Below are 10,409 nucleotides of genomic sequence, written 5' to 3'. Positions count from 1 at the left end.
TTGGCGTAGATGTCGTACCCCGTGACGCCCACGTTGTCGGTGGAGGCGTTCCACGTCAGGCGGATCTGGCCGCTGGCGGGCTGGGTGTACGCGAGGTTCCCCGGCGCCGTCGGGGCCTGGGTGTCACCGGTGCTCGGCCCGTAGACCTCAAGCTCGGAGATCTGCGCCGCCGGCCAGCCGGTGTTCGCCGAGATGTTGATCCGCACGTAGCGGGTCGTCGTCTGGGTGAACGGGATCGACACCGTGTTGCCGGAGCCCGGGGCGAAGTTGTACCCCGTGGAGGTCACGATGTCGGAGAAGGTGGTGCCGTTCGTGCTGCCCTGGATGGCGAGCGTCTCGGTGCGGGCGCCCCAGCTGGCGGGGAGCATCAGGTTGACCGAGTTGACCGGCACCGCCGAGCCGAGGTCGACCTGCAGCCACTGCGGGAACGCGCCCGAGCTCTCCCAGTAGGAGTTCTGGTCCCCGTCGCCGCCGTTGGAGGCGACGTACTGGCCGTTGCTGGTGCTCGACGAGAACGTCTTGCCGGCGGCCAGGTTGGTGCCGGACGTGGAGACGCCGTAGATCTCGAACTCGGAGACCTGCGCGGCCGGCCAGCCGGTGTTCGCCGTGATGTTGAGCCGGACGTACCGCGTGCTGGTCGCCGTGAAGTTGATGGTGACCGTGTTCTGGGAGGCCGGGTTGAACACGTAGCCGGTCGAGCCGACGATCGTGTTGAAGCCGCTGCCGTCGAGGCTGCCCTGCACCGACAGCGTCTGGGTGCGGGTCTGCCAGGCGGCGTCGTTCGGCAGCTTCAGCTTGATCTGGTCGATGTTGCGGGCGCTGCCGAGGTCGATCTGCGCCCACTGCGGGAAGCTGTTGTTGGCGCTCTCCCAGTACGTCGCCTGGTTGCCGTCGTTGATGTTGCCGATGCCGTTGGCGCCGTTGGTGCTGCTCGACGTCGCGGGCCGGCCGCTGGAGAGGTTCGGCCCTCCCGCGGCATGCGCGGGCACCGCCTGCGCCGTCATCGCGACCAGGGCGGCGACGGCGAGCGCCGACAGCACCCTTCGCGTCACGTGCCTGTTCCTCATCGGGTTCCTTTGTCTCGTCCTGCGAGCGGGGTGTGGGGGTTGGCAGGTCGCGGCGTTGGCGGTGGCCGCCTGTGGAAACGGGGACCGGTTGGCGGTGCGGTCGGCGTCTCGGCAGGTCCTGCTGTGGTCGAGTTGCGGACGGTAGCGAAAGTCTGACGATCGCTTGTAGGAATCTTGCACAGCTGTGCGCCAAATGTTGCAGACTTGCGGCCGTCGCGTCAACGGCTCCGGCCAAAAAGGCGCGTCGATGCCCGCCCGGAAGCCTATTGACCTAGGTATGTGGTTCTGTCGCATCCCGTGCGCTTCTTGCGTTTGATCGTGAGCGGTCCTCCACCGTGAGCGCGCACAGTTTCGAAACGTTCCTGATTCGTTGCCCGAGGGTCTGGTGTTGCCGGACTGTTTCGTGGTTGATTCGTCGGACTGACCGACGAATGAGGCGCGTCGATGACGCCGGCGCCGCAGCTTCCGGGGGAGGGGCCTCGATGGTGACCAAGGCGACGGTGAGCAAGGAGCGGGTCGGCGCGGGGTCCGCCGCCGAACCGACGGACCAGCTCGCCCTGCGGCGCGCCAACCTCTCCCGCACGCTGCGGCACATCCGGCAGAACGGCCCGCGGTCCCGCGCGGCGATCGCCGCCGCGACCGGGCTGCACAAGGCGACCGTGTCGAGCCTCGTCGACGAGCTGCTCGACCGGCGGCTGGTCCGCGAGATCGGCCCCGAACACTCGGGCAGCGCCGGCCGGCCCGGCCGCGGCATCGCGCTCAGCCCCGACGTCGGCGCGATCGGCATCGAGATCAACGTCGACTACCTGGCCGTGCACGGCAGCGACCTCACCGGCCGCACCGTCATCGAGAAGCGGATCAGCTTCGACGCCCAGGGCCGCGACGTCGAGCGCTGCCTCGACGACCTCACCGAGGCCGCCCGGCGCTCGCTCGCCGAGCTGGTGCGCCGCGGCGTCACGCCCGTCGGCCTGACGGTCGCCGTGCCCGGGCTGGTCGACGTGTCGCGCGGCGTGGTGGTCCTGGCGCCGAACCTCGACTGGCACGACGTGCCCGTCGCCACCCGGCTCGCCCACGGGCTGTCGCCCGAGCTGTGGATCGGCGTCGACAACGACGCCAACCTGGCCGCGCTGGCCGAGTACACGTGGGGCGTCGCGGCCGGCACGGACGACCTGGTGTACCTCACCGGCGAGGTCGGCGTCGGCGGTGGCGTGATCGTCAACGGCCGGCTGCTGCGCGGCGCCGACGGCTTCTCCGGCGAGGTCGGCCACCTGCCCGTCGAGCCGGGCGGCGACCGCTGCGGCTGCGGCCGGGTCGGCTGCTGGGAGACCAAGGTCGGGCTGGCCGAGCTGGTCCGCCGGGCGACGCCCGACGCCGCCTACGGCATCGGCGACGGCCCGATTCCCGACCCGCAGGAGCGCGTGGCCGAGATCGCACGGCGGCTCGCGGGCGGCGACCCGGGCGTGGCCGCGGCGGTCGCCGAGGTCGGCTCGTGGCTCGGCCACGGCGGTGCGATCCTGGTCAACCTGTTCAACCCGCGGGTGATCGTGCTCGGTGGGTACTTCGCCGAGCTCGCCGACCACCTCATCCCGTCGGCGCAGGCGAACCTGGCCCGGCTGGCCGTCGCCTCGACCGCCGCCCGCTGCCACTTCGTGGCGTCGCACCTCGGCTTCACGGCCGCGGCCCGCGGCGGCGCCGGGGTGGTCGTGGAGCGCATGATCGACGACCCGGCGGCGGTCGTGCTGGCGGGCGTTCGCTAGCCCCGTTCCGCCGCCACCGTCAGGCCGCGCAGTTCGTACCCGGAGATGTCCGGCTTGATCGCCACCCTGGGCGCCCGGACCATCCGCACGCCCGGCAGCGCCAGGAGCCGGGTCAGGAAGATGTCCGCCTCCTGGATCGCGACGTGCGCGCCCGGGCAGCGGTGCGGGCCGTCGCCGAACGACAGCCCGGCCGGCGCCACGCCGCTGTCCACGGGGCGGGCCGGGCAGACCTCGGCCGGGCGCTCGCCCATCGCGGCCGGATCGAGGTTGGCGGTGCTCACGGCGACGTCGACCAGCGCGCCGGCCGGGACCGTCACCGTCTCGTCGCCGCCGGGCAGCCGCAGCTCGGCCGTGGTGCGGCGCTTGAGGTTGCCGACCACCGGCTCCAGCCGCAGCAGCTCGTGCAGGATCGCGAAGCGCTCGGGTTCGGCGGCCTCGCGGTACCGCCGGCGCAGCCCGTCGTCCGTGAACATGTGCCAGGCGGCCAGGTTGATGAACTCGCGAGTCGTGATCATGCCCGCCGCCGCGAACGTGATGACCTCGCCGAGGATCTCCCCGTCGCGGCACCCCTCGTCGATGAGGTGCGAGATCAGGTCGTCGCGGCGCTGCCGGCGGCGGGCCCGCACCGCGGGGCGGACATCCTTGAGGTAGATCTCGAGGAACTGCCGGTTCTGCTTGAAGAACCAGCGCAGGCCCTCGATGCTCGTGAAGCCCGGCTTGCCGAACTTCTCGGGGAAGAACCGCTCCAGCCGCCGGTCGAGCCCGGGCCGGCTCTCGGTCAGGCCCACGACCGCGGAGGCGACCTCGACGGCGAGCCGGAAGCTGAGCCCGGAGAGGTCGGCGGTGCCGTCGCGGCGCAGGGTCGCCAGCTGCTCCTCGGTGATGCGGACCATGGCGTCGCGGTAGTGCTCGTCGACGCGGCGCGGCGTGAAGAAGCGCGCCGTCTGGCGGCGGTGCTCGCGGTGCTCGGGGCCGTCCCGGAACAGCACGGGCCGCCGGATGCGGGCCGGCAGCTTCTCGACGGTCTCCACCCCGAGGCCGGCCTGCACGGTGTCGGTGCTGCGCAGCACCGCCCGCCCGGCCGCGTGCCCGGTGACGCGCCAGACCCCGTCCTCGCCGAGCGTCACGGGGCAGCCGACGGCGGTGCCGCCCCGGTCGATCTTGCGCGCGCTGTCATCGATCGACGTCACACCCCAACGATACGTGGCCCTTCGCTCGGGCGCGTTCGCCGTACGCGTGTTCGTCGTACGCGTGTTCGAATGTCGTGTAGAGTGGAGGGCATGATGGACCTGGCGTATCAGCCCTCGATGTTCGACACCGCCGTCGCGGCGGGCCCGTCGCTCGGGCCGCTCGACGGGCACGTGGTGCGGCACGAGCTGAGCCGCGGAGCCTGGGTCGACCATCTGCCCGGCTGGGTGCTCGGCAGCGACGCGGTCCTGCAGACCCTGCTCGACGACGTCGACTGGCGGGCCGAGCGCCGCCGGATGTATGACGGCGTGGTCGACGTCCCGCGCCTGCTGCGGTGGTATGGCGAGGGCGAGCTCCTCCCCCACCCCCTGCTGACCGAGGCGCGCCGCCGCCTGACCGCGCACTACGTCGAGGAGCTCGGCGAGCCGTTCGTCAGCGCGGGCATGTGCCTCTATCGCGACGGCCGCGACAGCGTCGCCTGGCACGGCGACACGATCGGCCGCGGCGCACGCTTCGACACGATGGTGGCGATCGTGTCGTTCGGCTCGCCGCGCGCGCTGCTGCTGCGCCCGCGCGGCGGCGGCGAGAGCCTGCGCTTCCCGCTCGGCCACGGCGATCTGGTCGTCATGGGCGGCTCCTGTCAGCGCACGTGGGAGCACGCGATCCCGAAGACCGCGCGGCCGGTCGGGCCGCGGGTCAGCGTGCAGTTCCGCCCGGTCGGGGTCGCCTGATCGACCCCGATCGCTCTGATCCGCTCGCGATCTGCCCCGGGCCGCTCTCGGCCGCTCTCGGCCGCTCTCGGCCGCTCTCGGTCGTGATCCTTGTGGGGTCGCCCGACCGGGCGATCCATCGATGCGTGACTCCCCGGTCGGGAGCCCGTATCGTGAGAGCGGCTCGGATCGTGAGAAGGTGAGCCCGATGAGCCAGGTCGATCGCTTCGCAGTGTTCCCGGAGTTGCACATCACGGTCGACCCCTTGCCCAACCAGGCGATCCGCGTCCGGGTCGCCGGCGAGATCACGATGGAGAACGTCGCCGATCTCCGCACGGTCCTGCACCGCGCCATCGACGACGTCCGCGCCACCGCGGTCGAGGTCGACCTCAGCCTCGTGACCTTCATCGACTCGACGGGCATCGGCAAGCTGGTCGCGGCCCGGGCGCACGCGCGCGGCAACCACAGCGACCTGTGGATCACCAACCCTGGCCCGAACGTCCGCCGGGTCCTGAGCCTCCTCGGCCTGCTGGAGATCCTGTCCGCCCCGGACTGGGCCCCACCGAAGTCCGCCTGACGGGCGCCGCCCCCGGCCACCGCGGCCGCTCCGGAGCTTTGCCGGCCGCCCCGCCGCAAGCACCGCGGCCCTCATCCGACCCGGAACCGGGCTGCCGGTGTGTCTGTTGTCGCCTACCGTGACTGGCGTCAGTCCTCGACCCGCTGTGAGGGGTGCCCAGGTCGGTGGCAGCAACGTCCGGCGCGACACCTTTCTCCGGCCCGGATCCCGGCGGCCTGAGCACTGTGTGGTGGCCGCACCTGGTCGGGGTGCTCCCGCCGTTGGCGGACTGCCGGCAGGCCCGTCCGGCCGATGCGCTGCTGGCCGAGGCCGTGGCCGGTGCTGGTGGGTCGGTGGTCGTGGGTCAGGTCGTGGTGGGGCTGGGTGGGGTCGGCAAGACCCAGCTCGCGGCCGATCTCGCCCACCGGTGGTGGCGCGAACGCCGGGTGGACCTGCTGGTGTGGGTGACCGCAACGTCGCGCTCGAGCGTCGTGGCCGGCCTGGCGCACGCGGCCGGGGAGGTCCTCGGCGCCGACGCGATCTGCGAGCGAGGGTCAGGCGGCGCGGGAGCGGAGTCGCCGGAGCATCCGCGCGTCCTCGAAGCCCGCTGCGCGGGCGGCCGCCTCCACCGTCGCGCCGTGGCCGATCAGGTGCTCGGCCCGCTCCAGGCGCAGCATCTGCTGATACCGCAACGGTGTCAGCCCCGTCGCCTCGCCGAACGCCCGCGTCAGCGTGCGCTCGCTCACCCCCGCCGAGGAGGCCAGGTCGCGCAGTGGGAGGCGTTCGGTGAAGCGGCCGTCGATGAGGTCCTGCACGCGGTGCACCACGTCCGAGAGGTGCGCGCGGTGGCGGAGCATGGCGCTGTCCTGCCGCTCGTCGCCGTTCCGCCGAGCATAGACCACCATCTCCCGCGCCACGCGGGCCGCGACCGCCGGGCCGTGGCGGGTGGCCACCAGGTGCAGGGCCAGGTCGATGCCGCTCGCGATGCCGGCCGAGGTCACCACGCGCTCGTCGATGACGTACAGGACGTCGCGCAGGACGCGGGCCCCGGGATAGCGAGCGGCCAGGTGGTCCTGCAGGTCGTGGTGGGTGGTGCAGCGGCGGCCGTCGAGGAGGCCGGCCTGGCCGAGCGCGTCGGCGCCGGCGCAGACGCTCGCGACCGTGCCCCCGGCGGCGTGGTGGGCGGCCAGCCGGCGGCGGGTCGATCCGGACAGCAGGCCGTGGACGCCGAGGCGGCTGCCGCGCCAGCCCGGCACCAGGATCAGGTCGTCCGGGCCGAGGTCCGGCCAGGCGATCTCGGCCCGCAGCGGCACGTCCTGCGCGGTGGGCACGTCCTCCTGCTCGGCGACGTAGTGCAGGCTGTACCCGAGGCCGAAGTCGCGGACCGTCGAGAAGACCTGGGCCGGGCCGGCCAGGTCCAGCAGGTGCAGCTGCGGCACGAGCAGGAAGACGACCCTCACCGGGCGAGGACCTCCTTGATCGTCGCGACCGTCGCGAACCGGCCGTCCAGCGCGTACTCGGTGCGGGCGATGATGTCGGCGGTCGACAGGGTGCGGGGGCTGGCGAGGATCTCCTCGTAGGGGCGGCCCCGGTCGTCGCGGTGCGCGATCGGGAACGTCGCGGTCGCCTCGGTGACGTAGGTGACCTCGTAGCCCAGGTCGCCGGCCACCCGGGTGGTCGTCTCGCAGCACAGCTCGGTCTGGATGCCGGTCACGATGAGGTGCCGGACGCCCTCGGTGGTGAGCAGCTGGGCCAGGCCGGTCGTGGTGAACGCGTTGGCCGAGGTCTTGGCGAGCACCGGCTCGCCGGCCAGGGGCGACAGGCCGTCCATGAACCGCACGTAGTCGTGGCCGGCGTCGGGGTCGAAGACGTTGCCGGTGCCGGGCTCGTGGTGCAGCACCCAGACGACCAGGTCGCCGCGGCGGCGGGCGTCGTCGATCAGCGGGTTCACCGCGTCGACGATGCCGGGGTTGGAGCAGGCCGCCCAGCTGGGCCGCTGCCGGAAGGACTCCTGGATGTCGATGACGATCAGCGCGCTTCTCATACCTCCGATCCTGCGGCCGGAACGGGCGCGGCGCCAGGCACCGGCCGGCCGTCCGCCGGACCGATCCGGTCACGCGACCTCCGCTTCGCTCCGGCCGCGCTCCCCTCCGGACTGAGCCAATGGTGCCCGGCCCCTCCGCTGCGCTCCGGACCGGTCATCCGAACGGCGGGGTGTGGACAGCCACCACAGCGCGATCAGGAGCAGCGACAGGACGAGCAGGGCGGGGCCCAGCGCCTCGACCGTCGTGCGGGTGAGCAGGACGCCGATCGCGCTCGGTACCAAGGCACCCCCGAGGCCCGCGGCGGCGATCTGCAGGCCGATCACCCGGTCCGCCAGCCCGGCGCCGACCCGCTCCGACGTCGTCAGGGTGAGCAGCGGGAACACGGGTGCCGCCGCGAACCCGATGAGCGCCAGCCCGGCGACCGCCAGCCAGCCGGAGCCGGGCACCGCGACCAGCGCCGAGCCGAGCGCCATCCCGCTCAGGCTGGCCACGAGCACGGCGTGGCTGCCGAAGCGCTCGGCCACGACGCCCTGGACGACCCGGCCGAGGAACAGCATCGCCCAGTAGCCGGACACGCACAGGCCGGCGACGCCCGCGTCGAGCCCGCGCCCGCGGGTGAGCAGGAGGAACGCCCACAGGCCGGCGCCGGCCTCGACGGCGACGTACACGGCGAACGCGATCACGCTCAGCCACACGGCCGGCCGGGCCAGCACGCCACCCGTCGCCGGCTTCACCGACTCGGCGGGCAGCGGGGTGCGGCCCCAGCGCTTGGCGTTGAGCACGAACGACAGGGCGAGCGCGAGCTGCGCCGTCGAGACGATCGCGTAGCCGAGCCGCCAGACGGCGCCGGCCTCGATGACGCCGGTCATGATGAGCGGCCCGATCGCGACGCCGAGCCCGAAGCAGGCGTGCAGCCAGTTCATGTGCCGCGGGCCGAACTCGGTCGCCGCGTACGCGTTCAGGCCAGCGTCGATGGCGCCGCCGCCCAGGCCGCCGAGCAGCGCGCACGGGATGAGGAACCAGAGGCTGGGCGCGACCCCGTACCCGGCGAGGGCCAGCCCGGCCATCGCGGTGCTCACGGCCAGCAGCCAGCCGACGCCGATCCGGCTGAGCAGGAAGCCGGCGGCGACGCTGGAGCTCAGGTAGCCGGTGGTGGAGGCGATCAGCAGGTACGCCACCGAGGCCGTCGGCACGTCGAACGTCGTGGCGATCGACGGCCAGCCGACGCCGAGCAGCCCGTCGGGCAGGCCCAGGCTGATGAACGCGAAATAGGCCAGCACCAGCAGCGAGGCCTTCACCTTGGTCACCGGGCGATCTTACTGGTTCCATGATACGGGAAGCTAATCCCGTAATTCAGGATTGCGATACTAGCCTGTGGGACATGCCAAGCAACGTGTACACCCACGGGCACCACGAGTCGGTCCTGCGCTCCCACCGCTGGCGCACCGCCGAGAACTCCGCCGCCTACCTGCTGCCCGTCCTGCGGCCCGGCCAGCACCTGCTCGACGTCGGCGCGGGCCCCGGCACGATCACGGCCGACCTGGCCGGGCGGGTCGGCCGGGTCACCGCCCTGGAGGCCACCGACGCCGCCCTCGACGTGACCCGCGCCGGCGCCGGGCACGTGGCCACCGTGGACTTCGTCGTCGGCGACGTCCACGACCTGCCGTTCCCCGACGACTCGTTCGACGTCGTCCACGCCCACCAGGTGCTGCAGCACGTCGCCGACCCGGTGCTCGCGCTGCGCGAGATGGCCCGCGTGTGCCGGCCGGGCGGCTTCGTGGCGGCCCGCGACAGCGACTACGCGGCGTTCACCTGGTTCCCGCGGATCCCGGCGCTGGACGACTGGATGTCGCTGTACCAGCGGATGGCCCGCGCCAACGGCGGCGAGCCCGACGCCGGCCGGCGCCTGCTGTCCTGGGCCCGCGCGGCCGGCCTGTCCGGCGTGACGGCGACGTCGAGCACCTGGTGCTTCGCGAACGACGAGGACCGCGCCTGGTGGGGCGGCATGTGGGCGGATCGCGTCCGCTCCTCGGCGATGGCCGCGCAGGCTCTGGACAGCGGCGTCCCGGAAGCGGAGCTGGAGCGCCTCGCGGACGGCTGGCGCGCCTGGACGGCGGCCGAGGACGGCTGGCTGTCGATCCTGCACGGCGAGATCCTGGTGGCCATCACCTCATGAGCGCGGGTCACGGCCGGGCGCGGAACCCGGCCGTGACACCATGCGCGGCATGCTGCCCGCGGACCTGCACACGCACACCGAGTTCTCCTGGGACACCGCCACCGGCGACATGGCCGGGTCGTGCGCGCGGGCGGTCGAGCTGGGGCTGCCCGCGATCGCGTTCACGGAGCACACCGACTTCATCTCGTGGACGGTCGACCGGGCCGGGCTGCCCGACCGGTTCACCCGCCACCTGGCGGACGACACCGCGCTGGTACCGCCACCGCTCGACGTGACGGGTTACCTGGAGGCGATCGACCGGTGCCGCGTGAAGTACCCGACCCTGAAGATCATCTCCGGCGTCGAGCTCGGCGAGCCGCATTGGTTCGCCGGGGAGACCGCGACCCTGCTCGCGTCGGCGCCGTTCGAGCGGGTCATCGGCTCCCTGCACTCGCTGCTGGTCGACGGGCGGTACCGGCTGGTCGAGGACGAGTACCTGCTGCGCCCCGTCGCCGACGTGCTGCGCGACTACTTCGCCGAGACGATCCGGCTCATCGAGACCTGCGACGCGTTCGAGGCGCTGACCCACTGGGACTACCCGGTCCGCTACCTCCCGGCCACCCACCCGTTCCGGCCGGCCGACTTCGAGGAGGAGCTGCGCGCGGTCCTGCGGGCCCTGGCCGGCACCGGGCGGGCCCTCGAGGTCAACACCCGCCGGACGGTCGAGCCGCTCGTGCTGCGCTGGTGGCGCGAGTCGGGCGGCCGGGCGGTGAGCTTCGGCAGCGACGCCCACCGCCCCGACCTGGTGGCCGCCGGCTTCGCCGAGGCCGCGGCGCTGGCCGAGGCGGCGGGCTTCGGCGCCGGCCGCCACCCGTGGGACCACTGGCTGGTCAGCCGCTAGGCGACCAGCGCGGCCGAGTCCAGCAGCCGG

Annotated in this window: 10 protein-coding genes; 5 read left to right on the top strand and 5 right to left on the bottom strand. The window is 73.1% G+C overall.

Going from position 1 to position 10,409, the window contains the following annotated elements; all coding sequences use genetic code 11:
* Positions 1-1,052 (bottom strand): galactose-binding domain-containing protein (locus IEZ31_RS56060; RefSeq protein WP_229834136.1); only part of this gene is annotated, 1,052 nt, incomplete at its 3' end.
* Between the two features lie 497 nt (positions 1,053-1,549).
* On the opposite strand from IEZ31_RS56060, the gene IEZ31_RS03950 reads away from it, so the two are divergent.
* Entirely contained in the window at positions 1,550-2,824 is a 1,275-nt protein-coding gene (locus tag IEZ31_RS03950; RefSeq protein WP_190248304.1) for an ROK family transcriptional regulator, read from the top strand.
* Here the strand turns inward: IEZ31_RS03950 and IEZ31_RS03945 are convergent.
* Entirely contained in the window at positions 2,821-4,014 is a 1,194-nt protein-coding gene (locus IEZ31_RS03945; RefSeq protein ID WP_229834135.1) for a cytochrome P450, read from the bottom strand. The two genes, IEZ31_RS03950 and IEZ31_RS03945, sit on opposite strands and share 4 nt — an antisense overlap.
* A 93-nt stretch (positions 4,015-4,107) precedes the next feature.
* On the opposite strand from IEZ31_RS03945, the gene IEZ31_RS03940 reads away from it, so the two are divergent.
* Both IEZ31_RS03940 and IEZ31_RS03935 read left to right on the top strand, forming a co-directional pair.
* Complete coding sequence (locus tag IEZ31_RS03940) at positions 4,108-4,743, top strand: alpha-ketoglutarate-dependent dioxygenase AlkB (protein ID WP_190248376.1); 636 nt, start codon at positions 4,108-4,110, stop codon at positions 4,741-4,743.
* A 187-nt stretch (positions 4,744-4,930) separates the two neighbouring features.
* Positions 4,931-5,299 carry an STAS domain-containing protein gene (locus IEZ31_RS03935; protein ID WP_190248303.1) on the top strand — a complete coding sequence of 123 codons (369 nt, stop codon included), beginning with the start codon at positions 4,931-4,933 and terminating at the stop codon, positions 5,297-5,299.
* Between the two features lie 533 nt (positions 5,300-5,832).
* On the opposite strand, the gene IEZ31_RS03930 is transcribed toward IEZ31_RS03935, so the two are convergent.
* The 3 genes from IEZ31_RS03930 to IEZ31_RS03920 all read right to left on the bottom strand — a co-directional run bounded on the left by IEZ31_RS03930 (position 5,833) and on the right by IEZ31_RS03920 (position 8,630).
* Entirely contained in the window at positions 5,833-6,738 is a 906-nt protein-coding gene (locus IEZ31_RS03930) for a GlxA family transcriptional regulator (protein WP_190248302.1), read from the bottom strand.
* Entirely contained in the window at positions 6,735-7,322 is a 588-nt protein-coding gene (locus IEZ31_RS03925) for a cysteine hydrolase family protein (RefSeq protein ID WP_190248301.1), read from the bottom strand. The genes IEZ31_RS03930 and IEZ31_RS03925 overlap by 4 nt, the downstream gene beginning before the upstream one ends.
* A 69-nt stretch (positions 7,323-7,391) precedes the next feature.
* The gene (locus IEZ31_RS03920; protein WP_190248300.1) at positions 7,392-8,630 is read right to left on the bottom strand and encodes an MFS transporter; all 1,239 of its coding nucleotides are present in this window, start codon (positions 8,628-8,630) and stop codon (positions 7,392-7,394) included.
* Positions 8,631-8,716: 86 nt separating this feature from the next.
* Here IEZ31_RS03920 and IEZ31_RS03915 point away from each other — a divergent pair, with 86 nt between their 5' ends.
* Both IEZ31_RS03915 and IEZ31_RS03910 read left to right on the top strand, forming a co-directional pair.
* The gene (locus IEZ31_RS03915; protein ID WP_373294494.1) at positions 8,717-9,499 is read left to right on the top strand and encodes a class I SAM-dependent methyltransferase; all 783 of its coding nucleotides are present in this window, start codon (positions 8,717-8,719) and stop codon (positions 9,497-9,499) included.
* 49 nt (positions 9,500-9,548) lie between these two features.
* Positions 9,549-10,379, top strand: a complete 831-nt coding sequence (locus IEZ31_RS03910) for a PHP domain-containing protein (protein WP_190248298.1) — start codon at positions 9,549-9,551, stop codon at positions 10,377-10,379.
* Positions 10,380-10,409: the final 30 nt, after the last annotated feature.

The sequence above is a fragment of the Dactylosporangium sucinum genome (genome assembly GCF_014647515.1).
Lineage (GTDB): Bacteria > Actinomycetota > Actinomycetes > Mycobacteriales > Micromonosporaceae > Dactylosporangium > Dactylosporangium sucinum.
This window is presented reverse-complemented; position numbering and strand designations above follow the sequence as displayed.

Coding starts and splice junctions, on each gene's coding strand:
- IEZ31_RS03950 (WP_190248304.1), top strand. CDS start 1,550: ATGGTGACCAAGGCGACGGTGAGCAAGGAGCGGGTCGGCGCGGGGTCC.
- IEZ31_RS03940 (WP_190248376.1), top strand. CDS start 4,108: ATGGACCTGGCGTATCAGCCCTCGATGTTCGACACCGCCGTCGCGGCG.
- IEZ31_RS03935 (WP_190248303.1), top strand. CDS start 4,931: ATGAGCCAGGTCGATCGCTTCGCAGTGTTCCCGGAGTTGCACATCACG.
- IEZ31_RS03925 (WP_190248301.1), bottom strand. CDS start 7,322: ATGAGAAGCGCGCTGATCGTCATCGACATCCAGGAGTCCTTCCGGCAG.
- IEZ31_RS03910 (WP_190248298.1), top strand. CDS start 9,549: ATGCTGCCCGCGGACCTGCACACGCACACCGAGTTCTCCTGGGACACC.